The 26,823-nt window shown below is 64.9% G+C and carries 22 protein-coding genes; 12 read left to right on the top strand and 10 right to left on the bottom strand.

Annotated elements, in window-relative coordinates; genetic code table 11:
- Nucleotides 1–20 precede the first annotated feature (20 nt).
- The 7 genes from tkt to def all read right to left on the bottom strand — a co-directional run bounded on the left by tkt (nt 21) and on the right by def (nt 9,040).
- Complete coding sequence (gene tkt, locus V7Q81_RS01375) at nt 21–2,045, bottom strand: transketolase (protein WP_333839626.1); 2,025 nt, start codon at nt 2,043–2,045, stop codon at nt 21–23.
- A gap of 214 nt (nt 2,046–2,259) precedes the next feature.
- Complete coding sequence (locus V7Q81_RS01370; RefSeq protein WP_333839624.1) at nt 2,260–3,519, bottom strand: sigma-54-dependent transcriptional regulator; 1,260 nt, start codon at nt 3,517–3,519, stop codon at nt 2,260–2,262.
- 8 nt (nt 3,520–3,527) lie between these two features.
- The gene (locus tag V7Q81_RS01365; RefSeq protein WP_333839622.1) at nt 3,528–5,684 is read right to left on the bottom strand and encodes a sensor histidine kinase; all 2,157 of its coding nucleotides are present in this window, start codon (nt 5,682–5,684) and stop codon (nt 3,528–3,530) included.
- A 28-nt stretch (nt 5,685–5,712) separates the two neighbouring features.
- Nucleotides 5,713–6,240, bottom strand: coding sequence for a DUF4390 domain-containing protein (locus V7Q81_RS01360; RefSeq protein WP_333839620.1), 528 nt, complete (start codon nt 6,238–6,240; stop codon nt 5,713–5,715).
- A 19-nt stretch (nt 6,241–6,259) separates the two neighbouring features.
- Complete coding sequence (rsmB, locus tag V7Q81_RS01355) at nt 6,260–7,555, bottom strand: 16S rRNA (cytosine(967)-C(5))-methyltransferase RsmB (RefSeq protein WP_333839618.1); 1,296 nt, start codon at nt 7,553–7,555, stop codon at nt 6,260–6,262.
- Between the two features lie 18 nt (nt 7,556–7,573).
- A complete protein-coding gene (fmt, locus tag V7Q81_RS01350; RefSeq protein ID WP_333839616.1) occupies nt 7,574–8,503 on the bottom strand; it encodes a methionyl-tRNA formyltransferase in 930 nt (309 codons plus the stop codon).
- Nucleotides 8,504–8,536: 33 nt separating this feature from the next.
- Nucleotides 8,537–9,040: a peptide deformylase gene (gene def / locus V7Q81_RS01345; protein ID WP_333839614.1), complete on the bottom strand. Its 504-nt coding sequence runs from the start codon at nt 9,038–9,040 to the stop codon at nt 8,537–8,539.
- Nucleotides 9,041–9,169: 129 nt separating this feature from the next.
- Here def and V7Q81_RS01340 point away from each other — a divergent pair, with 129 nt between their 5' ends.
- From V7Q81_RS01340 to V7Q81_RS01330, 3 genes are all read left to right on the top strand, one after another.
- Nucleotides 9,170–10,204 (top strand): LysM peptidoglycan-binding domain-containing protein, encoded by a 1,035-nt coding sequence (locus V7Q81_RS01340; protein WP_333839612.1) that lies wholly within the window; start codon nt 9,170–9,172, stop codon nt 10,202–10,204.
- A 33-nt stretch (nt 10,205–10,237) separates the two neighbouring features.
- Nucleotides 10,238–11,338 (top strand): DNA-processing protein DprA, encoded by a 1,101-nt coding sequence (dprA, locus tag V7Q81_RS01335; protein WP_333839610.1) that lies wholly within the window; start codon nt 10,238–10,240, stop codon nt 11,336–11,338.
- Nucleotides 11,339–11,478: 140 nt separating this feature from the next.
- Entirely contained in the window at nt 11,479–14,019 is a 2,541-nt protein-coding gene (locus V7Q81_RS01330) for a DNA topoisomerase III (protein ID WP_333839608.1), read from the top strand.
- Between the two features lie 7 nt (nt 14,020–14,026).
- Here V7Q81_RS01330 and gyrB read toward each other — a convergent pair whose 3' ends face one another.
- The 3 genes from gyrB to dnaA form a co-directional block, all read right to left on the bottom strand.
- Nucleotides 14,027–16,456: a DNA topoisomerase (ATP-hydrolyzing) subunit B gene (gyrB, locus tag V7Q81_RS01325; protein WP_442954727.1), complete on the bottom strand. Its 2,430-nt coding sequence runs from the start codon at nt 16,454–16,456 to the stop codon at nt 14,027–14,029.
- A gap of 5 nt (nt 16,457–16,461) precedes the next feature.
- Nucleotides 16,462–17,571: a DNA polymerase III subunit beta gene (gene dnaN, locus V7Q81_RS01320; RefSeq protein ID WP_333839604.1), complete on the bottom strand. Its 1,110-nt coding sequence runs from the start codon at nt 17,569–17,571 to the stop codon at nt 16,462–16,464.
- A gap of 189 nt (nt 17,572–17,760) precedes the next feature.
- A complete protein-coding gene (dnaA, locus tag V7Q81_RS01315) occupies nt 17,761–19,074 on the bottom strand; it encodes a chromosomal replication initiator protein DnaA (protein ID WP_333839602.1) in 1,314 nt (437 codons plus the stop codon).
- A gap of 200 nt (nt 19,075–19,274) precedes the next feature.
- Between dnaA and rpmH the strand changes: the two genes are divergently transcribed.
- From rpmH to V7Q81_RS01270, 9 genes are all read left to right on the top strand, one after another.
- Nucleotides 19,275–19,409, top strand: coding sequence for a 50S ribosomal protein L34 (gene rpmH / locus V7Q81_RS01310; protein WP_333839600.1), 135 nt, complete (start codon nt 19,275–19,277; stop codon nt 19,407–19,409).
- Nucleotides 19,406–19,774 (top strand): ribonuclease P protein component, encoded by a 369-nt coding sequence (gene rnpA / locus V7Q81_RS01305; RefSeq protein ID WP_333839633.1) that lies wholly within the window; start codon nt 19,406–19,408, stop codon nt 19,772–19,774. The genes rpmH and rnpA overlap by 4 nt, the downstream gene beginning before the upstream one ends.
- Entirely contained in the window at nt 19,759–19,992 is a 234-nt protein-coding gene (yidD, locus tag V7Q81_RS01300; protein ID WP_333839598.1) for a membrane protein insertion efficiency factor YidD, read from the top strand. The genes rnpA and yidD overlap by 16 nt, the downstream gene beginning before the upstream one ends.
- Nucleotides 19,974–21,620, top strand: a complete 1,647-nt coding sequence (yidC, locus tag V7Q81_RS01295) for a membrane protein insertase YidC (RefSeq protein WP_333839596.1) — start codon at nt 19,974–19,976, stop codon at nt 21,618–21,620. The genes yidD and yidC overlap by 19 nt, the downstream gene beginning before the upstream one ends.
- Complete coding sequence (gene mnmE, locus V7Q81_RS01290) at nt 21,607–22,950, top strand: tRNA uridine-5-carboxymethylaminomethyl(34) synthesis GTPase MnmE (protein ID WP_333839594.1); 1,344 nt, start codon at nt 21,607–21,609, stop codon at nt 22,948–22,950. Before yidC ends, mnmE begins: the two co-directional genes overlap by 14 nt.
- Nucleotides 22,951–23,194: 244 nt before the next feature.
- Nucleotides 23,195–24,517 (top strand): tyrosine-type recombinase/integrase, encoded by a 1,323-nt coding sequence (locus V7Q81_RS01285; RefSeq protein WP_333839592.1) that lies wholly within the window; start codon nt 23,195–23,197, stop codon nt 24,515–24,517.
- Between the two features lie 54 nt (nt 24,518–24,571).
- Entirely contained in the window at nt 24,572–24,934 is a 363-nt protein-coding gene (locus V7Q81_RS01280; protein WP_333839590.1) for a hypothetical protein, read from the top strand.
- Nucleotides 24,931–25,824 carry a hypothetical protein gene (locus V7Q81_RS01275; RefSeq protein WP_333839589.1) on the top strand — a complete coding sequence of 298 codons (894 nt, stop codon included), beginning with the start codon at nt 24,931–24,933 and terminating at the stop codon, nt 25,822–25,824. Before V7Q81_RS01280 ends, V7Q81_RS01275 begins: the two co-directional genes overlap by 4 nt.
- Nucleotides 25,821–26,792 (top strand): hypothetical protein, encoded by a 972-nt coding sequence (locus V7Q81_RS01270; protein ID WP_333839587.1) that lies wholly within the window; start codon nt 25,821–25,823, stop codon nt 26,790–26,792. The genes V7Q81_RS01275 and V7Q81_RS01270 overlap by 4 nt, the downstream gene beginning before the upstream one ends.
- The last annotated feature ends 31 nt before the right edge of the window (nt 26,793–26,823 follow it).

The raw sequence follows: 26,823 nt of genomic DNA, 5'->3' as shown, positions 1-26,823 counted from the left end.
GCAGCCAATACCGCCCTCGCTCACAGCACCGACTTCACAACTTTCACCACGTTTTCCACGGTGAAGCCGAAGTGCTTGAAGAGGTCGGCAGCGGGAGCTGATTCGCCGAAAGTGTCGATGCCCACCACTGCGCCTTCGATCCCCACGTACTTGCGCCAGTAGTCGGTGACCCCGGCTTCCACCGCCACGCGCGGTACGCCCCGAGGCAGCACCGCTTCCTGGTACCGGGAATCCTGGCGGTCGAACAGGGAGGTGCAAGGCATGGAGACTACCCGCACCGGGATGCCCTCGCCGGCAAGCGCCTTCTGGGCACCTATGGCGAGGGCCACTTCCGAGCCCGTGGCGATGAGCACGCAGCGGGGCGCTCCCCCAGGCGCCTCTGCCAACACGTAGCCCCCGCGCCGCACGCCTTCCAGGGCAGCCGCATCCCGGGTCTGGAACGGGACATTCTGGCGAGATAGCAGCAGCGCCACCGGTCCGTCCCGGCGCTCCACAGCCCGCACCCAGGCCGCCGCCGTCTCCACCGTGTCGCACGGCCGCCATACTTCCATGTTGGGAATGAGCCGCAAGCTCGCCGCGTGCTCGATGGGCTGGTGAGTGGGTCCGTCTTCACCAAGACCAATGGAGTCGTGGGTCAACACAAATACGGAATGCGCCTTCATGAGGGCGGCCATGCGCAGGGCGTTGCGGGCGTAGTCAGAGAACACAAGGAAAGTGCCACCGTACGGGATAAACCCGCCGTGCAGGGCCAGCCCGTTCATGATGGCGGCCATGCCGAACTCACGCACGCCGTAATGAATGTAGTTGCCGCCGTCCTTGCGGGTGATCGGCTTCGAACCGGACCAGTTGGTAAGATTTGATCCGGTGAGATCCGCGGAGCCGCCGATCAGCTCCGGCAGCAGGGGCGCCAGCCCCTCGAGGGCGTTTTGGGACGCCTTGCGGGTCGCGATGGTCTCGGCCTTCTCGTGCACCCGTTGCAGCAGCGCCTCCACATGGGCGCTCCAGCCTTCCGGCAGCTCGCCTCGAATGCGCCGCTCGAACTCGGCCGCTTCCCGAGGATAGGCTTTGCGGTATTCGGCAAACTTGGCATTCCATTCCGCCTCCAGCTTGGCCCCTTTCTTCCGCGCGTCCCAGGCCTCGTAGACCTCTTTGGGAATCTCGAAGGGCCCGTAGTGCCAGCCGATATGGGGTCGGGTGGCGGCCACTTCGGCCTCTCCCAGGGCTGCCCCGTGCACGTCGTGGCTTCCGGCCTTGTTGGGCGCGCCCATGCCGATCACTGTCTTGCAGCAGATGAGGCTGGGCTTGTCGGTGACGCCCTTGGCCGCCTCGATAGCCCCCTGGATGGCCACCGGATCGTGGCCGTTTACGTTCGGCACCACGTGCCAGCCGTAGGCTTCGAAACGTTTGGGAGTGTCATCGGCGAACCAGCCTTCCACGTGCCCGTCGATGGAGATGCCATTGTCGTCATAGAAACAGATGAGCTTGCCCAAGCCCAGCACCCCGGCGAGAGAGCAGGCTTCGTGGGAAATGCCCTCCATCAGGCAGCCGTCGCCCAGGAACACATAAGTGTGATGGTTGACGATATCGAAGCCTGGGCGGTTGAATTCTGCCGCCAGCACCTTTTCTGCGAGGGCCATGCCCACCGCGTTGGCCAGTCCCTGACCCAGCGGTCCGGTGGTGGTCTCCACCCCAGGCGTGACCCCGTATTCCGGGTGGCCCGGCGTCTTCGAGTGCAACTGGCGGAAGCGCTTGATCTCCTCCATGGGCAGGTCGTAGCCCGTAAGGTGCAGCAGGGCGTAGAGCAGCATGGAGCCGTGGCCATTGGACAGAACAAAGCGGTCCCGATCGGGCCACTTGGGATTGGCGGGATTGTGGCGCAGATGATGGATCCACAGCACCTCCGCGATCTCGGCCATGCCCATGGGCATGCCCGGATGGCCGGACTTGGCCTTCTCTACCGCGTCCATGGCAAGCGCCCGAATGGCGCTGGTCAGGTTCTTGAAAACCGGTGCCTCGAAGTCCTTAAAGCGCGCCTTGGCACTCATGCCTAGCTCCTTGGCGTTACGATGAAGGATCCTAAAGGAAGGCTCGCGCCCGGGTCTGCGTCCGGTCCGAAGGGTGCTGATTATCGCCGACCCCCCTCCTGGGCACAACGATACCCTCCTCCTCGACCTCCACGGGCGAAGATTATGGGCGGCATAGACGAAGGAGAGAATTGAATGTTTTTATGATGGGTATAACGGCCGAGTGGCGATGCGTTCAATCCTCGCTGCGGCCGGGAATGCGGATGCCCAGCTGCTTTAGCTTGCGATAGAGGTGGGTGCGCTCGAGCCCCACCTTGTCCGCCACCCGGGAAATGTTGCCCTCTTCCCGGGCGATGTGGTGCTCGAAGTAGATCTGCTCGAAGCGCTCCCGGGCCTCACGCAGAGGCAGATCCAACGGAATCGGAAAGGGCTGTGCCGCGCCGTCCGGACGCGGCAACAAGCGCTCGATCTCTTCCGCGGTGATTTCCGGGCCGAGGGCGGCGTGGGCGGCAGAACGGATCACCCCATTCAGTTGCGCCAGATCACCGGGCCAGCGGGCGTTGCGCAGCAGGTTGAGCGCGCCGGTGGACAGGGTGCGCACGGGCACCTCCCCCGCCTCCACGCACTGGGAGAGCAGCATGCGGGCGATCTCGGGGATGTCCTCGCGGTGATCCTCGAGGGCCGGCACGGGAACGGTGAGCGCGGACAACAACTCGTAGAGCTTGGCGTCGAACTGCCCCTGCTGCACTAGGGCAGCCAGATTGCGGGCGCTGGCGCAGACTAGCCGGACGTTGTAGCGCTCCAGCTTGGCCGCATGGATGAGCAGGCCCTTTTGCTCTAGGCGGCTTAAGTCCGCCACTTCCCGCAGGAACAACACCCCATCGCGAGCCTCGGCCAGCAGGTCGACGGCCGGATCGATGAGGCGAGCGCCGTTCTCTAGCGCCACCCAGGGTGTGTTGGGGCGGTGCAGGAAGCGAGCGCACAGCTCCGTCGGCGATCCTGGAGGGCCGAGGAGCAGGACCGGTGCTCGCAGGTTCGCCACTTGTTCCAGGCGGCGGCGCAGCTCGGCCACCAGGGGCGAGCGGCCCAAAGCGAGCAGGGAAAGGGGCGGTGCGGGCTCGCTCTTGCCCCGCTGCAGTGCGCGCCCGACGGTGGCGAGCAGCTTCTGCATGGCGATCGGCTTTTCCAAGAAGTCGAAAGCGCCGATGCGAGTCGCCTCCACCGCCGTGTCGATGGTGGCGTGCCCCGACATCATCACCACCGGCATCGTGAGCAGCCCACGGCTGGCCCACTCCTTGAGCAGCGTCACTCCGTCAGTGTCGGGCATCCAGATGTCCAGCAGCACCAGGTCTGGGCGCAGGCGGTTGCGAATGTCTCGGGCTTGGCTCGCGTTCTCTGCCAAGCGCACCTGGTAGCCCTCGTCTTCCAGGATCTCGGACAGAAGCTCCCGGATGCCCACTTCGTCATCCACGATCAGGATCTGGCTCGGTCCCATGGCTGGCCTCAGGAAGCCACCCGCCCCACGGCCACGCCGGCCTCGCTGGCGGCAAGGGCCGGCAATTCGATGGTGATGCGCGCCCCCCGGGGGGCGAGGTTTTCGATACGCACTTTGCCGTCGTGGGCTTCGACAATTCTTTTCACGATGGCGAGTCCCAGTCCCGTGCCCTTGGGCTTGGTGGTGACGTAGGGTTCGAAGGCGCGACGCACCACCTCCTCCGAGAATCCCTGGCCGTTGTCCATGACCGACAGGCTCACTGTGCCCTCGTGCGCCCGGGTTGCCAGGGTGATCTGGGGTCGCGTCGCCTCCGCCGTGGCGTCCTGGGCGTTGCGCAACAGGTTATGGATCACTTGCCCCAGCTGCTCTGCGTCGCCCATCACCAGGGGAAGCTGCGGCGCCAGGTCCACCCGAATGGCGGGTGCCGCCGCCTCGTAGAGGGGCAAAATGTCGTTGACCAGTCGATTGATGTCAAGGGGTGCGCGCTTGATTTCCGGAAGCCGGGCGTAGCGACTGAAGGCGTCCACCATGGTCTTCATGGCGGCAACCTGGGCGACGATGGTGCGGGTTGCGCGGGTGAGCACCTCCGCATCCCGTCCGACCAGCTTGTCCGCCAGCTTGTGCTGCAGCCGCTCGGCGGCGAGCTGGATGGGGGTGAGGGGATTCTTGATTTCGTGGGCCAGCCGGCGCGCTACCTCGCCCCAGGCCGCTTCTCGTTGGGCTTGGATCAGGTCGGTCACATCGTCGAAAACCACCACGTAGCCGCTCGCCGCCACCTCCGGCAGCCGCGTGCCCCGTGCGAGCAGCACCTGGGTGCCAGAGGCGAGCGGCCGTTCCACCTGGCGCTGCCAGCGCTCCTCCTGGGATTGGGAAAACTCCCGCGCCACCGTCTCGACGAGGGGGGCGAGCTGGGGGAAGCGTGCAGTGAGCTCGGCGTGGGTCAGGCCAAGGAGGGCCTCCACGTCCACCCCCAGGATGCGCGCCGCGCTGCGGTTGGCGGAGCGTAGCCGGCCCTCCTTGTCGAAGGCGACGACACCCGACGATAGATTGGCGAGCAGGCTTTCCAGGTACGCTTTGGCCCCTTCCACCTCGGCCTGTTTGCGCAGGGCCTCGGCTCGGGCTTCGGCGAGCTGCTGGGTCATGGCGTTGAACGAGGCCATGAGGATGCCCATCTCGTCCCGGCTCCGTACCGGATGGCGGCGGCTGAAGTCTCCCTGGGCCACCGCCCGGGTGCTTTCCGCCAGCAATCCGAGCGGTGCCGCCAGCCGCTCGCTCAGAATGAAAGCGAGCGCCAGCGCCGACAGCAGCGAGAGCAGCAGCGACAGGGTGAGGGTCACGCGGTACAGGCGCTTCAACCCGGTGCGCGCGAGCAGCAGTTCCTGGTAATCCTGGTAGACCGCCTGCACCGCCTCCGCATCCTGCTTGAGCTGGGTCGGCACGGGGTGGATGAGCTGCAGCACCCGCACGTCTTCTCCCGGCAGAAGCACATTGACCGGTACCAGCACCCGCAGCACCATGCCCCGGTCAGGCAGCCGCTCCACCGCGGAGTACGCCTTCTGCAATCGCACCTGCCGCAGCACGGCGGCATCTGGGAAATGGGGCAGCAGCGCCGCGCTGGCGCCGGTGGAGAAGGCGAGGAGTTTGCCCCGCTGGTCGAACAGGGACACTTCGAACAGCCCTGTCTGCTCGCGCAACTGGTTGAGCAGCTCCAGGGGCTCGCGGCCGGGCTGTTCGGCGAGCATCAGGGAGAGATTCACCGCCGCCGCATTCATGTCCTTGAGCATGTTGTCCAGGGCTGTGCGGCCTAGGTTGAGACCACCTTCCAGCGCCCGCTCGACCCGCACGTCGAACCACGACTCGATGCTCTTGGTGAGAAACTGGACCGAGACCACGTATACCAGCGCTCCCGGCACAAGCGCCATGAGAGTAAAGAGCGCGAGCAACTTGAAGGCCAGCCGCGAGCCGAACACGCCACGGCGCAGTTTCTTCACGAGCCGCGCGAGCTGTGTGCCCACCACCACCAGCAACAGGACAACGAGCGCCCCGTTCAGCGCGAGCAGCAGCGGATACTGCTCGGCGAAAAGCGCGCTGTTGCGGCTCGCGGTGGCGAGCAAATAGAGCAGCACGGCGCCCAGCCCGATGACGATGACCACCAGGTACTTCACGCGCGCCTCCTGCAAGCGGCGGCCCCGCTCACGGCATGAACCTCCACTGATACCAGTCGGACTCGATCGCCCAGTCCCGAGTGGTGAGGGAACTCACCTGAAACGGCGGCGGCAGCCGCGCGGGATCCAAGCGCATGCGCACCGCTGCCCGGTATACGACGCCGCGCTCGAGGGCATGGCCGTCGAGCACCCGCCAGCCCCGCACCTGCCCCGCCCAGCGCAACGCCGCCTCCAGACTGTCGGCCACGTGGGTGCCTTGATCGTCGGACACCTCGTACTGGCGGGTGAGGGGCACGTAGGAGAGCCGCACCGAATGCTCGCCGCTCGCGATGCGCTTGCTGAACCAGTATTTGCGCGGACGGGACACCTCCACGTCCACCACGAAATGGACCGGTACGCCCTTGCTCAAGGCGGTCATGACGACGGTATTGAGGGTAATGGCAAAGTCCGCGTTCAGGACATAGCCGTTGCCCGCCTGCACAAGCTCGGCCGAATTCACCTCGATTGCCTCGGCCCGGGCCATGGCGGCGGCGAGCAGCAGCCAAGCGGCAAGCACCCTGCGCCACGGACGACGCTCAGCCCGCGGCCGGTTCAGCGCTTCCCTTACCGAGCAGGGCATAGAAGAACCCGTCCTGGGAGGCGTCGGGGAAAAGCTGCCGCATGCCGGATTCGGCACCCGGCAGCGGCAGGAGCCGGGCGTCGCCGTGCCGCTCGAGGAACGCGCCGATCACGCCCTCATTTTCCTCGGCGAACACGGAGCAAGTGACGTAGAGCAATTTACCACCACTGTCCAGGACCTGCCATACGCCGTCCAGGATACGTCCTTGCTCGGCGGCGAACTGGGGAAGGTCGGCGGCGCGCCTCAACCACTTGACGTCGGGATGGCGCCGCACCACCCCCGAGGCGCTGCAAGGCACATCCGCCAGTACTCGCTGGAAAGGTCGACCGTCCCACCAGTGCTGGGGCTGCGCGCAATCGGCACACTGAAGGGTTGCCGAAAGCCCCAGGCGGGTAAGGTTGGCCTCCACCCGTCTCAGCCGCTCCGCATCCCGGTCCAGGGCCACCAGCGCCACGTCCGCCTGCTCGAGCACGTGGGCTGCCTTGCCCCCCGGCGCGCTGCAGGCGTCCAGCACCCGCATCCCGGGTCGCAGATCCAGGAACACAGGCGCATGCTGGGCGCCCAGATCCTGTACCGACACCCAGCCTTCGGCAAAGCACGGAAGCTGCTCGACCGGCACCGGCCGCTCTAATAGAAGGCCCGCCGGAGGCACCGGGCGGGCAGCGAGCCCCGCCTCCCCGAGCAGGGCGAGGTACCCTTCCAGGGTCGTACGCCGCAAGTTCACCCGCAGGCCCATGGGCGGATGGGTGTTGCCGGCCTCGAGCAGCGCCCGGTAGCGTTCCGGATACTGGGCTTTGAGCGCCTCGATCCACCAGCGGGGATGGGAGTAGCGGGCGGTCTCGTCATCGGCCGCGACGCTCGCCACCAGCGGCGTGCCGCCGCGCTGGAAGGCGCGCAACACCGCATTGGCGAACCCGCGTGCCCCCTGTCCTGCCAGCTCACCCGCGAGCGCCACCGCCTCATTCACCACGGCGTGGGCAGCCGCTCGGGTAGCGTAGAGCTGGTACAGGGCCACCAGGAGCAGGGCCCGAAGCCGCGCCGGGCGCGGCGGCCTGGGCGCGAGCCGTTCGAGGAGTGCGGCCAGCAGCCCGTAGTGGCGCAAGGTGCCATAGGCGAGATCCTGAGCCCGAGCGCGCTCGGCCTTCGCGAGACCCTTTTGCCGCTCCAAGGCAAGGGGCAGGGCCGTGGCGAGACTCTCCCCCGCGAGGACGCGAGCCACCGCCTCTGCGGCCACCCGTTGGGCTTCGCGCATCGTCCCGGGACTCCCGCTTCAGCCGCCCAGCCGCTCCCCGGGCCTCAGCGGGAAACCGCGCAGGAACTCCGCCGCCGGCAGGCGCCGCCCGCCCGAACGCTGTAGCTCCAGGATCCGGAGCGCCCCGGAACCGCAGCCCACCACCAGCCCCTCCGGGTTCGCCTGGAGCACCCGACCGGGCGCACCCTCCTCGGCCGCCGCCGGCTGAGCCCGCCACAGTTTGAGGACCGTGCCTCTCGCAAAGGTGCTGGCGCCGGGGTGAGGGTTGAGCGCTCGCACCTGGCGCTCGATGAACCCGGCGTCCCGGCGCCAGTCGATGGCCGCTTCCTCCCGGGCGATCTTGGGGGCGTAGCAGGCCCCCGCCTCGGCTTGGGGCATGGGGTGCAGCGTCCCCGCTTCCAGGGCATCGAGGGCTTCCACGATGCATTGGGCCCCGAGGGCGGCCAGCTTCTCGGTAAGGCTGCCGGCGGTATCGTCCGGAGCGATGGGTAGGGTCCGCTGGAGCAGCACCGGACCGGTATCCAGGCCCTCGTCCATCTGCATGATGCTGATGCCCGTTTGAGGGTCCCCGGCGAGGATGGCCCGGGGGATGGGCGCGGCCCCCCGCCAGCGGGGCAGGAGGGAGGCATGGATATTGAGGCAGCCATGGCGCGGAATGTCCAAGACCGCGCGAGGCAAGAGTAAGCCATAGGCCGCGACGACCATCCCGTCCGGGGCCGCCTCCACCAGCGCCCGCTGGACCGCGCTATCGCGCAGGCTCTGGGGCTGAAGTAGGGCGATCCCCGCCTCGAGTGCCAGCCGCTTCACCGGGCTCGCGGCGGGCTTGAGGCCCCGGCCGGCCGGCCGGTCCGGCTGGGTCAACACCAAGCTCACCCGGTGGCCGGAACGCAGCAACGCCGCCAACGCGGTCGCCGCGAATTCGGGCGTGCCGGCGAAAACGAGCTTCACGGAAAACTCCCGGTCCCGCCGCCGGGGCCGGGCTCACATGACCTTGCGCTGCTGCTTGCGCAGCTTGGCCAGGATGCGGCTCTGCTTGAGGCGCGAGAGATATTCGACAAAAACTTTGCCCTGCAGGTGGTCCATTTCGTGCTGGATGCACACGGCGAGCAGGCCGTCCGCGTCCAGGGTAAAGGACCTGCCTTGGGTGTCCAGCGCCCGCACCGTCACCCGTTCGGCGCGCTGCACCCGCTCGAAGATGCCGGGCACCGACAGGCAGCCCTCTTCGATCTCCGAGACGCCACTCTTCGCCAGAATCTCTGGGTTGATGAGCACCAGCAGCTGATCCCGTGTCTCGGACACATCGATGGTGATCACCTGCAGATGTACATCAATCTGGGTGGCGGCGAGCCCGATGCCTGGCGCGGCGTACATAGTCTCGGCCATGTCCTGGACCAGGGCCCGGATGGAATCGTCCACCAAGGCGACCGGGGCCGCTTTCTTATGCAGCCGGGGATCGGGGTACTGCAGGATTTGCCGGATCGCCATAAAATCTCGCTGATTGAATGGACTATATGGAGAATTTAATCTAAAGTGTCAACTGAAAGCTGGGTGCCTACCCCCGCTTTCCCTCGACGGCGAGGGAGGCGCCGAACTATCGAAAAAGGCGAAGCCGCTATGCGTAAGAGCATTATATCCCTGTTTTTGTTTCCTTGTTTCCTCCTTTGGCCGCCCGTCGGCGGCCTCCAGGCCCAGCCGCTGCAACTCGCCCCCGACGCCCCGGATCGCTACGTGGTTCAGAAAGGCGACACCCTTTGGGCCATCTCCGGCCGTTATTTGCAGAGCCCTTGGCGCTGGCCCGAGCTATGGGGCATGAACAAGGAACAGATCAAAAATCCCCACTTGATCTATCCGGGCGACGTGCTGGTGCTGGACCGCCGCGGCTCGGCACCCCGACTCTCTAAGGAAATGGAGACGGTGAAGCTCTCGCCCCAGGTCCGGGTGGAGTCCAGCACCCGGGAGGCCATCCCCACCATCCCGGCGAGCGCCATCCGACCATTTCTGGCCAAACCCCTGGTGGTGGATCTCCAGGCACTGCACGGAGCCCCCCGCATCGTGGCCATGCAGGAGGGGCGGGTCATCGCCTCCGCAGGCGATCTGCTGAGCGTTGCCGGCTTGCCGCAAGACCAGGGTCTGCTCTGGGACATCTACGAGCTGGGAGATGCCCTCAAAGACCCGGGTACCGGGGAAACCCTGGGCCACGAGGCGGTGCATCTCGGCACGGGACGCATCGTGCGCCATGAGCCCCTCGCCACGGTCGTGGAGGTGGTGGATTCCAATCAGGAGATCCTTCTGGGGGCTCGGCTAGTGAAGGCCGTTGAAATGCCCTACGTGAACTTCGTCCCCAAGGCACCCCAGCGCCGGATCACCGGTTTTGTGATTTCTACCTACGGTGGCAGCACCGAGGCAGGCCCCACCGCGGTGGTCGCCATCAACAAGGGCAAGCGGGATGGACTGGAGCCCGGCGATGTCCTGCGAGTGCGGGCGGGCCAAGGCCGGGCGACGGTGGAGCGGGGACGCTCGGCGGAGGCCGCGCCCGACCAGAACATCGGGCTGATCATGGTGTTCCGCACCTTCGATCGGGTCTCCTACGCCATGGTGATGCAGGCGAACCGCCAAGTGGCGCCCTTGGACACGATCGAAAACCCCTGAGCCCGCAGAGGCTGCGGCCAGGCGGTTTCGCCCATGGTGCCAGAGCCGCGCACCGAAGCCTGGGTTCGGCTAAGCCTCGTGCCCGGCGTGGGCGGTAAAGCCCTGCGCCGCCTGCTCGCCGCCTGCGGCGGACCGCAGGAGGTGCTGGCCGCTCCGCGGGGCCTGCTCGCCCGAATCGCCGGGGAAGCAGCCGCCGCCTGCCTCCAAGCGGGCCCAGACCCAGCCCAGTTGGAGGCGACCCTGGCCTGGGCCCAAGCCCCCGACCATCACCTACTGGCCCTGGACGACACCCGCTACCCGAGCCAGCTGCTCCATCTCCCGGACGCCCCTTTGCTTCTGTATGTCAAGGGCAGCGCCGAGCTGCTGGCGCGGCCGACGCTGGCCATCGTGGGCAGCCGCAATCCCACGCCCCAAGGTCTGGTCAACGCGGAGGCCTTCGCCAAGGCCCTGAGCGATGCCGGGCTGACCATCGTGAGCGGCCTCGCCTTGGGAATCGACGCTGCAGCCCATCGGGGCGGCCTCGCCGGGGCCTCCCGCAGCGTGGCGGTCACCGGGACCGGGCTCGACCGGGTCTACCCGGCCCGCCACCGGGACCTGGCCCTGGCCTTGGCGGAGCAGGGGGCCCTCGTGTCCGAGTTTCCCCTGGGAACGCCCCCCCGGGCGGAGAACTTTCCCCGCCGCAACCGGCTCCTGAGCGGCCTGACGCGGGGTTGCCTGGTGGTGGAGGCGGCCCTCCACAGCGGTTCCCTCATCACCGCCCGTCTGGCTGCAGAACAAGGCCGGGAGGTCTTTGCCATCCCCGGCTCCATCCACTCCCCCTTGTCGAAGGGCTGCCACGCCCTCATCAAAGAGGGGGCGAAGCTGGTGGAGACCGCCCAGGACATCCTGGAAGAGCTGGGGCTCGCAGTGGCGACCCTCGGGTCGTCCCCCGACCTGCCCTCCGAGGCGCAGGCATTCGACCAGGCAGAGGCCTCTTCCTTGCTTGCCCACCTGGGCTTCGATCCGGTGGATTTGGACACCTTGGCCCAGCGCAGCGGCCGGCTACCCCAGGAACTCCTGGCGGAATTGGTGACCTTGGAGCTGGAAGGTCGGGTCACCAGCCTCCCCGGCGGCCGCTACCAGAGAAATAAGTAAAATCAGTATATTGTGAGTGAGTAAGCGCTCGCAACGGGCGCGTGGGGGCCCCCAGCCTCCCTTGTACCGCCCAGGAATAGCTCCTATCATCAACCGCTTTCGTTTGGCGGCGTGAACGCGTCAATGCAGTCCATCCATTCATGGGGAAGAAACTGATCATCGCCGAAAAGCCCTCCGTCGCCGCGGACATCGCCCGGGCGCTGGGGGGCTTCACCAAGCACGGCGATTACTACGAGAGCGATCAGTACGTGCTCTCCTCGGCCGTGGGCCATCTGCTGGAGCTGGCCGTTCCCGAGGAGCATGAGGTCAAACGGGGCAAGTGGTCTTTCGCCCACCTGCCCGTGATCCCGCCCCATTTCGAGCTCAAACCCATCGAGAAATCCGAGGAAAGGCTCAAGCTGCTCCTGCGCCTGATCAAGCGCAAGGACGTGACGGGCCTTATCAACGCCTGTGATGCCGGGCGCGAGGGAGAGCTCATCTTCCGCTACATCGTGCGCTACGCCAAGACCCGCAAGCCCATCGAACGGCTGTGGCTACAATCCATGACCCCCGAGGCCATCCGGGAAGGCTTCGCCCAGCTCAAAAAGGATGAGGAGTTGCGGCCTCTGGCCGACGCCGCCGTGTGCCGATCGGAAGCGGACTGGCTGGTGGGCATCAACGGCACCCGGGCCATGACCGCGTTCAACTCCAAAGACGGCGGCTTCTACAAGACCACCGTCGGGCGGGTCCAGACGCCCACCCTGCGCATCCTGGTGGAGCGAGAGGAGCAGATTCGCAACTTCGTGCCCCGGGACTACTGGGAGGTGCACGCCACCTTCGCCTGCGCGGGCGGCGAATACCCCGGCCGCTGGTTCGACGACAAAGCAGCCAAGGCAGGCACCGAAGGCGACCCTGAGGCGAAGCCCGAGCGGCTGTGGGACCAGGCGCGGGCAGAGGCAATCCGCGCCAAGTGCCAGGGCAAACCGGGCACGGTCCGCGAGGAGGCGAAACCGTCCACCCAAGTAGCACCCTTGCTGTTCGATCTCACCAGCCTGCAGCGGGAGGCCAACAGCCGGTTCGGTTTCTCCGCCCGCATGACCCTGTCGCTCGCCCAAGCCTTATACGAAAAACACAAGGTGCTCACCTACCCGCGCACCGACTCCCGGGCATTGCCCGAGGATTATCTCGCTACAGTCAAGAAAACCCTGGAGACCCTGCGCGGCGGCAAGAAAGGGCAAGTCTCCCCCTATAGCTCCTTTGCCGACCAGATCCTCAAGCAGGGCTGGGTGCGGCCGAACAAGCGGGTCTTCAACGACGAGAAGGTTTCGGACCACTTCGCCATTATCCCCACCCTGCAGCTGCCCAAGCACCTGAACGAGGCAGAAACGAAGCTCTACGATCTGGTGGTGCGCCGCTTCTTGGCGGTGTTCTACCCGGCGGCCGAGTACCTGGTGACCACTCGCATCACCCGGGTGGCAGGAGAAGCGTTCAAGACCGAAGGACGTGTGCTGGTGCACCCGGGCTGGCTTGCGGTCTACGGCAAAGCGGCCGAGGAGGACGCCCAGCGCCTGCCCCCCGTCCAGGCGGGGGAGAAGGTGCGCACCCTGGCAGTGGAAGTACGGCACCACCAGACCAAGCCCCCTCCCCGCTACACGGAGGCCACGCTTCTTTCCGCCATGGAGGGGGCGGGCAAGCTCATCGAGGACGAGGAGCTGCGGGCGGCCATGGCGGCCCGCGGTCTGGGGACCCCGGCCACCCGCTCCCAGATCATCGAGGGCCTGATCCAGGAAGAGTATGTACATCGCAATGGCCGGGAGCTTGCGCCCACCGCCAAGGCCTTCTCCCTGCTCTTCGCCCTGGACCACTTCGGGGTCAACGAGCTCACCTCCCCGGAGCTCACGGGCCAGTGGGAGTACAAGCTCAAGCAAATGGAGCAAGGGAAGCTGCCCCGCAGCGTGTTCATGGATCATATCGTGGAGCTCACCCGCGACATGGTGAAGCGCATCAAAGAAGGGGAGATCCCGGACGAGGCTTTCCGCACCCTCAAGACGCCCTGTCCCAAGTGCGGCGGCGTGGTGCAAGAGAACTACCGCAAGTTCCAGTGCCAGGGCTGCGACTTTGCCATCTGGAAAGTGATCTCCGGCCGGGAGCTGGAACCGGAAGAAGTGGAGCAGCTCATCACCCAGCGTAGCGTAGGGCCCCTCACGGGCTTTCGCAGCCGCATGGGTCGGCCGTTTTCGGCGGTCCTGCGGCTCACTGACGACCTGCGCACCGAGTTCGACTTCGGACAGGCGGGCGGGGAAGGCGAGGAAGAAGAAGCAGACTTCTCCGGCCAGGAGCCGGTGGGCCCCTGCCCCAAGTGCGGTGCCAATGTCTACGAGGCGGCCGCCGCGTACCTGTGTGAGCGCTCGCTGGGCGCCAACCGAAGCTGTGACTTCCGCACCGGCAAGGTGATCCTGCAGCGTCCCATCGAGCGGGAACAGATGCAGAAGCTGCTCGCCCGGCGCAAAACCGACCTGCTGCACCGCTTCATCTCGCGCAAGAACGGCCGGCCGTTTTCTGCCTTCCTCACCCTGTCGAGCGATGGTAGCGTAGGGTTCGAATTTGCCCCCCGGGAACCGAAGAGCGCAAAGCAGAAAGACGCAGGGGAAGCCAAAACGGCGCCCAAGCCCGAAACCCGCCGTCGGGCAGCGGCCAAATAACCGCTCGCTAGACGTCTAGGTTGCGCACGCCGAGGGCGTTTTCCTCGATGAAAGCCCGCCGCGGCTCCACCTGATCCCCCATCAAGGTGGTGAAGATCTCGTCCGCGGTGATGCTGTCCTCGATCTGGGCCTTGAGCAGCCGGCGCTTGGCCGGATCCATGGTGGTCTCCCACAGCTGCTCCGGGTTCATCTCCCCCAAGCCCTTGTAGCGCTGGATGGAGGCGTGGGTCCGCACTTGGGCGAGGAGCCAGTCGATCGCCTCGCGGAAATCGGCGACCGCCCGCTTCTGTTCGCCCCGGGCCACATAGGCTCCTTTGTGCAGCAGACCCGAGAGGGCCTGGGCCGTCGCCCGGATCTGGGCGCAATCGGAGCTTTGCAGGAACTCCTGGTCGACGGAGCTCACGCGCACGGTGCCATGCTCCCGGCGCACGATCACCAGGCGCAAGGCTTCGGTGGCCTCGTTCACCCCCACTTCGACAGCAAGCGCCGGGTCGTCCACTGCCGCCGCCAGGACCCGGGCGCTTTCTTCCGCCGCCGCTCGATCGGAGAGGTCCAGCGTCACGCCCTTGAGCAGGGCGTGCAGGACATCCCGGTCCACTCCTCGGCTCAAGCGGTCGATCACCGCCTCGGCGAGGAGATACTGTTCCGCAAGCGCCTGGAAAGCAGCCGACGGCAGGGCCTCTGCCTCTGCCGAGGGATATAAGGCCGCATCGGCCAGGGCCTGCTTGAGCAGGAACTGCTTGAGCTCCTGGTCGTCGCGCAGGTAGGTCTCCTGGCGCCCGAGCTTGATCTTGTAGAGGGGCGGCTGAGCGATGTAGATGTGGCCGCGCTCGATCAACTCCGGCATCTGGCGATAGAAGAAGGTGAGCAGCAGCGTGCGGATGTGGGAGCCATCCACGTCGGCGTCCGTCATGATGATGATCCGGTGGTAGCGGAGCCTATCCGGGTTGTACTCGTCCTTGCCGATGCCGGTGCCCAGGGCCGTGATCAGGGTGGCGATCTCCTGGGAGGAGATGAGCTTGTCGAAGCGCGCCTTCTCCACGTTGAGGATCTTGCCCTTCAAGGGCAGCACCGCCTGGAAGCGCCGGTCCCGCGCCTGCTTGGCCGAGCCGCCAGCGGAGTCTCCTTCCACGAGGTACAGCTCCGAGCGGGACGGGTCCCGTTCTTGGCAATCGGCGAGCTTCCCCGGCAGGCCGAATCCATCTAGCACCCCCTTGCGGCGGGTGAGCTCCCGCGCTTTGCGCGCCGCCTCGCGGGCTCGCGCCGCTTCGATAATCTTGTTGCAGATGATCCTGGCATCCTGAGGATGTTCCAACAAGAAGTCATGGAGCTTGACCGAGACGATCTCCTGTACCACCGGCTGGACCTCGGAGGAGACCAGTTTGTCCTTGGTCTGGGAGGAAAACTTGGGCTCGGGGACCTTGACCGAGAGCACGCAAGTCAGCCCTTCGCGCATGTCGTCGCCAGTGGTCTCCACTCTGGCCTTCTTCGCGAGCTCCTCCTTCTCGATGTAGCTGTTCAAGGTGCGCGTGAGCGCGGCCCGCAGCCCGGTCAAATGGGTGCCTCCGTCGCGCTGGGGGATGTTGTTGGTGAAGCACTGGACCGACTCCTGATAGGAGTCGTTCCACTGCATCGCCACCTCCACCGTGATTCCATCCTTTTCCCCTACGGCATGGAAGATGTGGGGATGGAGCACGGTTTTGGTCCGGTTCATGTACTCGACGAAGCCCTTGACCCCACCGCTGTGGGCGAAATCCTCGCTCTTGCCAGTGCGCTGATCGATGAGCTGGATCTTGACCCCATTGTTGAGGAAGGACAGTTCCCGTAGTCGCTTGGCCAAGATCTCGTAATGGAACTCCACCTTGCCGAAGATCGCCTCGTCGGCAAGGAAATGCACCTCTGTGCCGGTCTTCTCGGTCTTGCCGATCACCTTGAGTGGCGCCACCGGTACACCGTGGTCGAACTCCATGGCATGCACCAGACCGTCGCGCCGAATGGTGAGCCGCAGCCACTTGGAGAGGGCGTTGACGCAGGACACTCCCACTCCGTGCAACCCACCCGATACCTTGTAAGAATTGCTGTCGAACTTGCCCCCCGCGTGGAGCTCGGTCATCACGATCTCCGCCGCCGATCGCTTGAGCTCGTCGTCCTCCTTGATCCCGGTAGGGATTCCGCGGCCGTTGTCGATCACAGACACGGAATTGTCCGGATGGATCACGACCTTGATGTCGTCGCAGTAGCCGGCGAGCGCCTCGTCGATGGAGTTGTCCACCACCTCGAACACCATGTGGTGCAGTCCGGTGCCATCGGAGGTGTCGCCGATGTACATGCCGGGGCGCTTGCGCACCGCCTCGAGACCCTTCAGCACCTTGATGCTACTCGAGTCGTAACTGGAGCTCGGGCGTTCTTTGGCCGCTATCTCAGTCACCGGATTCACCCTCGTTAGATGCGCATTGGCATGACAACGTACTTGAACTGATCGTCTCCCGGCACCGTCACCAGGCAACTGGAATTGGGATCGTTGAAGGCACAGCGCACGGTGTCGCTGGAAAGATTGGAGAGAACGTCCATGAGGTAGGCGACGTTGAAGCCGATGTCGAGCGGTTCGCCGCTATAGGACACCGCGAGCTCTTCCTGCGCTTCCTCCTGCTCGTTGTTGGTGCAAATCACCCGCAGGCTGTCCGCTGTCAGCACCAGGCGCACGCCGCGAATCTTGTCGCTCGAGAGGATGGAGGCGCGGGAGAGCGCCTGTAGAAAGGAAAGGCGCGGCAACTCCACCACCTTGGGATGGGCCTGGGGAATCACCCGCTGGTAGTCGGGGAACTTGCCGTCCACCACCTTGGAGACCAGCACCACCGGCCCAAAGGCGAAGCGCACCTGGTTCGGCCGCACGGTGATCGCAACTTCGTCCTCCGAGTCCGACAGGAGCTTCAGCACCTCCAACACTGCCTTACGCGGAACGATTACCTCCCGCGCCTCAACGGCTGCAGCAAGCCCCGTCGCAGCAAAAGCCAGGCGGTGGCCGTCGGTGGCCACGAGCTTCAAGGCTTGACCGCCCAGCACGAGCAGCAGCCCGTTCAGGTAGTAACGGATATCCTGCTGGGCCATGGCGTAGTGGACCAGGGAGAGCCCCCGCCGCAAGTCCTTTTGCGACAGTCGCACGCTCAGTTCTTCTCCCGCGCTCTCGGCAATCCGGGGAAAATCCTCGGCAGGCAAAGTCTGCAGGCTGAAGCGACTGCGACCGCTTCTCACCTGCAGGCGCCCGTCCTCCTGGGCAAGCACCACCTGGGCACTCTCCGGAAGCGCCCGCAGGATGTCATGGAGCTTGCGCGCTGCCACGGTAAGCGAGAAAGGTTTGGCGCTCTCCTTAAGCCCGTGGGCCAAAGTCGAGACCTGGATCTCCAGGTCGGTCGCCATGAAGCGAGTGCCGTCCTGGGCGCGCTCGATCAACACGTTGGACAGAATCTGGAGGGTATGCCGCCGCTCGACGATCCCGGTGACCGCCTGAAGGGGCCTCAAAAGCGCGTCCCGGTCGGCTTCGATCAATAACATGATTGTCCTTCTGGTAAGAATGAATAAGCCCGTCGGAAAGCCCTGGAAACTAAAAATTTTCTAATTATAACAATCTCTTGTACCTATGGAAAGGCTGGGTACAAGCTTTCGTCTGCCTGTGGACAGCCTGTGTACGAAAACTTGTCCTGGAGGCACTGCGGGACTTATCCACAGGTTGTCCCAGCCCGATCAACCGCGCAGGATCTGGATCAGAGTCTTGAAATCCCGGGAAATCTCTGGGTTGGTGGCCTGTAGCTCGCCGATCTTGCGGCAGGCGTGGAGCACGGTGGTGTGGTCGCGTCCGCCGAAGGCATCCCCGATGTCTGGCAGGCTTAAGGAAGTGAGCTCCTTGGCGAGGGCCATGGCGAGCTGGCGCGGGCGGGCCACGTTACGGGAGCGCTTTTTCGAGTACAGATCCGATACCTTGATCTTGTAGTAGTCGGCGACCGTCTTCTGGATATTCTCAATCGAGATCTGCCGGCTCTGCACCGCCAGCAGGTCTTTGAGCGCCTCCCGGGTGAGATCCAGGGTGATGGGCATCCCAGTGAAGCGGGAAAAGGCGACCACCCGCTTTAGCGCGCCTTCCAACTCCCGGACGTTGGAGCGGATGTGCTTGGCGACGAAGAAAGCGACGCCTTCGTCCAGTTGGATTTGCTCGGAGGCTGCCTTCTTGATCAGGATTGCCACCCGCATTTCCAACTCCGGCGGCTCCACCGCCACCGTGAGTCCCCAGCCAAAACGGGAAATCAGCCGGTCTTCGATCCCGTTGATCTCTTTCGGGTAGCTGTCGCAGGTGATCACCACCTGCTTGTGGGCCTCGATGAGGGCGTTGAAGGCATAGAAAAACTCCTCCTGGGTTCGGCTCTTGCCGCCGAAGAACTGGATGTCGTCGATCAGCAGCAGATCCAAGGAGTGGTAATACTGCTTGAAATCGTCGAAGGACTTGTGCTGGTAAGCCTTCACTACGTCGGAGACATACTGTTCGGCGTGGGTATAGCGGATTTTCGCTTCGGGATGGAGCTCGTGCACCAGGTTGCCGATCGCCTGGATCAAATGGGTCTTCCCCAGCCCCACGCCGCCATAGATGAACAAGGGGTTGTAGGCAGTGCCGGGATTTTCCGCCACCTGGATGGCAGCGGCCCGCGCAAGCTGGTTCGCCTTGCCGGTGACGAAGGTATCGAAAGTAAAGATGGGATTAAGCCGGCTTGGGTCCCGAACCCGGGTTCTCGCTCGGGGCAGGCCCTGGGTGCTGGCCCCGTCGGCCTCCTGACCCGAAAGCTCTAAGCTCACGGGCACGGCCGCAGCGAAATGGGCCTTGGCCATGGCTTCGATCGTCTGCAGGAAGCGGTCCCGCACCCAATCCAGGACGAAGCGATTAGGCGCATGAAGGACGATGCCCCGGGACTGCCGCTCGTATCTTAACGGCTTGATCCAGGTCTTGAACTGCTGCGGTGTGAGCTCGCGCTCGAAATGCTTGAGACAGCCTGCCCAGAACTCGTCCATGGAGGTGGGGATCTTTTTTCGGGAGAAGGACTTCGCGCGAGCGGCGCGAAATCGACGAGGCGTTATTCTAGTCCCTTCGCCGCGCCTTATCCACAGCGGGCAAGCGGCACCCGCGCTCCCCTGCGTGCGTGCCGCGGTTGACAGGGTACGGCTCTCGGTTTGTAATACCGGGCTTTTCCGCCCAACGATGAGGTTTGACCATGAAGCGCACCTACCAGCCGTCGGTCGTTCGGCGAAAGCGCACCCATGGCTTTCGGGTTCGCATGCGCACTCGCTCGGGGGCGGCGGTGATCCGCGCGCGCCGGGCGAAAGGCCGTGCCCGGCTCAGCGTCTGATCCTGGCGATACGGCGGCACGGATTTCCCCCATCGGCGCGACTGCGCCAGCCCGGCGAGTATCGCGCCGTTTTCGAGCAGCGCTCGAGCCTCGCTGGCCGGTTTTTCCAAGTGTTCGCCCGGCGCAACGGCCTAGGGCGGCCCCGGCTTGGCTTGGCGGTGTCGCGCAAGGCGGCGCCTCGCGCCGTGGACCGCAACTACGCTAAGCGCATCGCCCGGGAAGTCTTCCGCCAGCGGCAGGCGGCGTTGGGGGGGGCGGACATCGTCGTGCGCTTAAGGCGCCCGATCTCCCGGAGGGAAGGGGCAGCGGCGCGGGAAGAGCTGGCAGCCCTGATGCAGAGAATGGCCCCATGTCACGGCTCTTGATCGTTCTCCTTCGAGCCTATCAGATCGGGGTGAGCCCCCTGCTCGGGCCGCGTTGCCGGTTCACTCCGAGCTGCTCGGAATACGCCCGGGAGGCGATCCAACGCCATGGCGCTGGACGGGGAACGTGGCTCGCCCTCAAGCGTCTGGCGCGCTGCCACCCGTTCCACGCCGGAGGCTATGACCCGGTGCCCGAGGACCCATGGAAATTCAACGGCTGATCCTGTTCCTAATCTTTTCCATGTCCCTATTGTTCCTGTGGGACGCTTGGCAACAGCACCAGCGCGCCCCCGTGGCGTCCCCTCCCCAGGCCCAGCCTGCGCCCGAGGCACCGGCGCCCACGGTAGGACGGGAGCTGCTGGAGAAGCAGGGGGAGCTCGCCCAGGCCGACCGCCCGGGTGAGCCGCAGAGCGGGCGCATCCTCACCGTGACCACGGACGTGGTGCGGGCAGAGATCCAGACCCTCGGGGGCGACCTGGTCCGGCTGGAGCTGCTCAAGCACCCCGGAGCGGTGGACAAGAACAAACCCTTCGTTTTGTTCCAGCGGGAGGCCGAGCGGGTGTACGTGGCCCAGTCGGGCTTGATCGGCGACAGCCTACCGAATCACAAAACCCTTTTCAGCGCCGAGCCCGGGCCTTATGAGCTGAAGCCTGGGGAGGATGCGGTGCAGGTGCGGCTTGCCGCGCCGCCTGTCAACGGCCTTGTGGTGGAGAAGATCTACACCTTCCGCCGCGGCAGCTATCTGATAGACGTGGCTTTCTCCATCCGCAACGGGGGTGCCGCCCCCCTGTCGCCCTTCGCCTACTACCAGTTCCAGCGGGATGGCAAGGCCCCCGAGGGCGAGCAGCGCTTCCTCTATACCTACACCGGCCCCGCCGTGTACACCGAGGAGACCAAGTTTCACAAGCTCCCCTTCTCCGACATCGAAAAGGGCAAGGCAGGGCTGCCGAAGGCGGTCACCGACGGCTGGATTGCCATGGTCCAGCACTATTTCTTCGCAGCCTGGCTTCCCGAGGGCAATGTCTCCCGGGAATTCTTCGCCCGGCAGCTCGCCCCCGACCTGTACGCCGCAGGGGTCATTGTGCCGGTGGGTACCATCGAGCCGGGAGCCAGCCGCACGGCGAGCATGCGGCTTTACGCCGGGCCCCAGGAACAGCGCACGCTGGCCCAGCTCGCCCCGGGCCTCGACCTAGTGGTGGACTACGGCTGGCTTACCGTGATCGCGGCCCCCTTGTTCTGGGTGCTGGCGCTGTTCCACCGGTGGGTGGGCAACTGGGGCGTAGCCATCATCCTGCTCACTGTGCTGGTTAAGGCGGTGTTCTATCCTCTGTCGGCGGCGAGCTACCGCTCCATGGCGCGCATGAAGGCTATCACCCCCCGGCTGCAGCGGATCAAGGAGCTGTACGGCCATGACCGACAGAAGTTGCACCAGGCGATGATGGAGCTCTACAAGGAGGAGAAGATCAACCCCTTGGGCGGATGCTTGCCGATCCTGATTCAGATTCCGGTGTTCATCGCCTTGTACTGGGTGCTGGTTGCGGCGGTGGAGCTGCGCAACGCCCCCTTCGTCGGCTGGATCCGAGATCTCTCGGCGCCGGATCCCTATTTCGTCCTGCCGGTAGTGATGGGCGCCACCATGTGGATTCAGACCAAGCTCAATCCCACGCCCCCGGACCCGATCCAGGCCCGGGTGATGCAGATCATGCCCATCGCCTTCTCCATTTTCTTTTTCTTCTTCCCTGCCGGGCTGGTGCTTTACTGGCTGGTGAATAACGTCCTGTCCATCGCGCAGCAGTGGTACATCACCCGCCAGCTGGAGCGGGCGGCCGCTGCTCATGGAAAACGGTGAGCCGATCGCAGCCATTGCCACGCCGCCCGGGCGTGGCGGCATCGGCATCGTGCGGCTCTCCGGCCGTAACCTCAAGCCCTTCCTGATCGCGCTCCTCGGGCGCGTGCCCGCGCCCCGCTTCGCCACGCTAGCCCCCCTCAAGGACGCCGAGGGACAGGTGATCGACGAAGGCATCGTGCTCTATTTCCCCGCGCCCCGCTCCTACACGGGGGAGGACGTGGTGGAGCTGCAGGGCCATGGCGGCATGACGGTGCTCCGCCTCCTGCTCCAGCGCTGCCTCGAGTTGGGGGCTCGGCTCGCCGAACCTGGAGAGTTCAGCAAGCGGGCTTTCTTGAACGGCAAGCTGGATCTGGCCCAGGCAGAAAGCGTCGCCGACCTGATCGACGCCTCCACTGCCCAGGCCGCGCGCAGCGCCATGCGTTCCCTGCAGGGGGAGTTTTCCCGGGAAGTGAACGCGCTCAAAGAAGAGCTGATCGAGCTGCGGGCCCTCACCGAGGCGACCCTGGATTTTCCCGACGAAGAGATCGATTTCCTGCAGGAGGCCGACGCCTTCGGGCGGCTCGAGCGGTTGCGCGGCAAGCTGCGGGCTCTGGTCGCCAACGCCCGGCAGGGAGCGCTGCTGCGGGAAGGAGCGCAGGTAGCCTTGGTGGGGCGCCCGAACGTGGGCAAATCGAGCCTGCTCAACCGTCTGGCGCGGGAGGAGGTAGCCATCGTCACCGAGGTCCCCGGCACCACCCGGGATACCCTGCGCAGCCAGGTGGAAATCCAGGGCGTGCCTTTCCACATCATCGACACCGCAGGCCTGCGGGAGACCCAAGACGCCGTGGAGCGCATCGGCATCGAGCGAGCGCGAGCGGCGGCGGCCCAGGCGGATCTGGTCCTGGTGGTCACCGAGTACGCCCGGGGGGTGATGCCAGAAGACGAGGCTATCCTGGGGCAGCTTCCCCCCGGACTGCCCCGGGTGATTGTGCGCAACAAGATCGATCTTGCTGGCGTGGCGCCTCGCCTCGCCCAGGAGGGGAGCGTGGCCGAGGTATGGCTCTCCGCCAAGACGGGAGAGGGGGTGGACTTGCTCCAACAGGCGCTGCTCCGGCAGGTGGGATGGACAGGGGGCGGCGAAGGGATATTCATGGCCCGAGCGCGGCATCTGGAAGCCCTCGCCCGGGCCGAGGAGCGGCTCGCCGCCGCGGCCGAGGCGGCAGGCCGAGGCCTAGAGCTCTTCGCCGAGGAGCTGCGCCTGGCCCACGTGGCCCTGGGCCAAATCACGGGAGAGTTCACCGCCGACGATCTGTTGGGCCAGATCTTTTCCCGCTTCTGCATCGGAAAGTAGCAAATATTCCAGTGACGTCCATGTTATTCCAGTAAATCGTTGATATAACAGCATATCTGTAGTTACTTGTTCCATGGAGGTCTTGCGTTTTCCACGAAAATCCGGTCGAATTTGTTCCCACTTTTGTTCCCAGTATTGACCGATGTGTTCCCACGTTTGGGGTCGAATGTTCCCACGATCGTGTCCGGATCATGACGATGAAATGCCAAGCGTGGGAACACACGGAAGAAAGGGGTGTGGAATCATGGCCTTGTCGGATACCAGACTACGTAACCTGAAGCCGGGCGAGAAGCCCTACAGCGAATCGGACGGGGGCGGGCTGTATATCGAAGTCCTGCCGACCGGCAAGAAGCGATGGGGCCTCAAGTATCGTGCCCGGAATCGAAAGCAGGAGAACGTCCGGCTCGGCGACTACCCGGCTTATTCACTGGCTGAGGCCCGAAGCTGGCGGGAGGATTGCAAGGCGCTGGTGGAGCGAGGTCTGTCCCCCATGGCCATCAAGCGCGGCGATCCGATTCCGGAGGATGCGTCGCCCTTCGTCAAGGAAATGGCGGAGACCTTCATCGGCAACTGGTGCCCGAAGACTCGGGAAATCGTCAAAGCCCGTGAGGAAGCGGCGCGGGCAGCCGATACCGTCGAGGCTTTCGCTTGGCGGTGGTATGCCGAGATCGTGGAACCCACGAACCGCAACCCCCGCAACATCCGGCGCATCCTGGAAAAGGATGTGATCCCGGCCATCGGTGCGAAACTGCTTGCCGAGGTGACCCCAGACGATATCCTTGCCATTACCGACCGGATCAAACGTCGCGGTGCCGACCAGATGGCGCTGCAAACCCGCAATGTGCTCAAACGCCTGTTCGCCTACGCCATTGCGCGGCAAAAGACCCAGTTCAACCCGGCCGCCGCCATCGAGGCGAAATATATCGCCCAGGCGAAGAGCCGGGATGTGGCCTTGAGCGCGGAGGAAATCGGCAAGCTGATGCGGGCCATCTACCAGTCGAGCATGAAACGCTCGCACAAACTCGCCTTGCATCTCTTGATTCTCTGCATGGTGCGGAAATCCGAACTGATCGAAGCCCGTTGGGAGGAGATTGACTTCGAGCGCGCCGAGTGGTCCATCCCCGCCGAGCGCATGAAGAAAGACAAGCCGCATCTGGTGCCACTCTCGCGCCAGGCGCTGGCGATGTTCGACGAATTGCGGGATCTGGCGAGCGGTTCGGAATGGGTCTTCCCCAGCCGCAACTCCTTGAAGCGGCCGATTGCCAAGAGCACGCTGAACGTCGCAGTGCGGGCGCTGGAAATCGACGTCCGCGACTTCGTCATCCATGATTTCCGGCGCACGGCATCCACGCACCTCCACGAACAGGGCTTCAATTCGGACTGGATCGAGAAGGCGCTTGCTCACGAGCAAAAAGGGGTGCGCGGCGTCTATAACCGCGCGGAGTATCTTCCCCAGCGGCGTCAGATGCTGCAATGGTGGGCCGACTTCGTAGATGCCCAGATTCAGGACGGGCGCGGGAAGGTGATCATCGGGCCTTTCGGAAAGGCGTACCAGTCGATGACCTGATGGCTTGGCCTACAGGCTCAGTTTCTGAGCCTTCCGCAGGCGCACAATGCCCTTATGCTCAAATGGGTCGGATTCTTCCCGGTATCGATCGGGCTGGCGCGCCATCCCTGGCTGCTTGGGGTGGGCCTCTTGATCGGTATCCTGCTGTGGCTGCAGGAGCGCTCGCGCCCGGCGCCTGCCGTCGCACCCATGGCGGCGCCACCGCCGAGGACCGCCGATGGACGTTTTCCGATTCTGAACGAGGATTGGGCGGGCGAGGTGGTGCTGTCCATCGATGATGCCGAGATTCCCGAGCTCATCCGTCGCCACGGCGCGCGCTTTCGCAATCCGGCGCGTTATGTGATCGACCTGGGCGAGGGCGAGTATTTGCTTTACGGCGGCGATGGCGAGCTGCTCGATTTGTGTCATCTCAAATGAGGCAATCTCAACCCTATTGGCGCGACTTCCTGCGCCACCGCTACCGTGCCCATGTGCAGGGCTGGCTCGTGCTCGCCATCGGCATCGTCACGCTCGCCTACCTCGACACCATGCCTCAAGAACCGCTGTGGCTGGCGCTTCTGGCCTCGTTGCTGGCGGCGGTGTTCGTCGTCAGCGTGGGCGTGGCGGCAGCGGCGTTGTTGCGCTTTCCCTGGTGGTTTTTGGCCCCATTGGCTACCGTTTCAATGGCCATCGAATGGGGTTTGCGCAGGCTTTTGAACCGCCCGTGGCGCCGGCGGCCGCAAGCGCGCTCGTGGGCGCTGAGCAACCCGTTCGCTTGGTGGCAGGGCCGCAGCCTGCGCAAGCAACGGGAAAAACGTCGTTCCCCAACAAGGCTTGCGCCCGTCATTCCCCTGCCCACCCGTCCCGCGGCGCGTCCCCTTGCCTCTGCGCCAGCAACGCCCAAGAAGCCCGAATGGTCGGCGGAAGGACTGGGGACCTACATCGCCGAAGTTTTCGTGGACCACTGGCTGCTCTGGATTTTCAGCGCGCCGCTGTGGATCATGCTCTGGCAGTGGCTGATCGAGGGTCAGATGTTCATCGTCGCGCTGATCCTGGCCGTGCTTTTGTGGCTGCTCGGCTCCTTCGTCTTGATCATCCCGCTTGCGGCGGCCTTGCTCGCCTTGGTCTCTGCATTCATTGTGGGCGCGGGCTTGACGCCTTTAGAGCGGCAGTTCGCAGTAAATCACCTCGCCGAAATACGCGCTGCGGAAGCGCAAATCAAAACTGAATGCACGCAGACGGCTGCCGTCACAAAACAACCCACGCACTGGGTTTGGCCGTTGCTGCTGGGGTTGTGGATCGGTCATGCTTGGGGGAGTGACGAGTGAGCACGTGGCCTGATGTCATTGGCTGCGCTTCGACGGGACTGACCGGACCCTATGCGTTCCCGCCGAATTGGACGTTCCAGCGCCGAGGAGCGTTGCAGAAATCCACACGCCGCCGCGCGCGTCAGTTGCGCATGCAAGCCGGGCAATGCCTGCGCGGCCAGCCGCTCTATATCGAAGCCGTCACGCCGCCGCTGAAAGCCATCCGCCACCTGCTCAGTGAACTCGCGCAGGTGGTGCAGATTCATCAAACCTTCGACATCGGGTTCGAGCAGCTCTATGCGTTCTTCCCCGGGCCGGGGGGCGAGGCCTGGATCGATTTTGCCGACCCTGCCGCCATTCTGGGTTGCCCGTGCGAAGGCACAACCCTTTTCTTCATGCGCAAGCGCCGCTGGTTTGCCGGGTGGTATGCCGATCTGCAAGCGCGCGCGCTGGCCAATGGCCGCTACTTTCCGCCGCCGGCGATCCTGCGCGTGCGTACGCGGGCACACGGCCCGTTACGCGTGGAAATGGGCTTTGCCCCAGGTTTTCTTCCGGGCGACCGACTCTACGTGCTAGCTTTCGATCTCGACAGCCAACGCGGCGTACCCTATCTGCTCACGCCCGACGAGCCGCTGCCTGACCATCCCGGTGTACGTGCTTCGCTGCGTGCGGCGGCAGAACGCTGGCGCAGGCCCGGCGAGACGGTGTGCGTCATCGGCACGGTATTTACCCAGAATCCGGAGGCGTTGCGCACACTGCGCGAAGGAGAGCCGCTGGAGGTCTATCAAGACCCCGCTGATCTGCCCTGGAAATTGGCCGCCGCATGGCAGGGCCAGCGCATCGGCCATGTATGGGATGGTGCGTACGACCTGCACACAAAATTGGAGATCGGCGAGCGGCTACGGCTGCGCGTCATTCGCATGAATTTTTTGCGCCACGATCATCTCGGACGGATTGCATTTGCGGCCTATGGGGTGCAAATGGGCTAAGCAACTCTGCCCGCTGTCACCTTCGTGCTGA

It is taken from the genome of Pelomicrobium sp., from assembly GCF_036803785.1.
Taxonomy (GTDB): Bacteria; Pseudomonadota; Gammaproteobacteria; order Burkholderiales; family UBA6910; genus Pelomicrobium.
The sequence above is the reverse complement of the archived record's forward strand: the minus strand, read 5'-3'. Positions and strand labels throughout refer to the sequence as shown.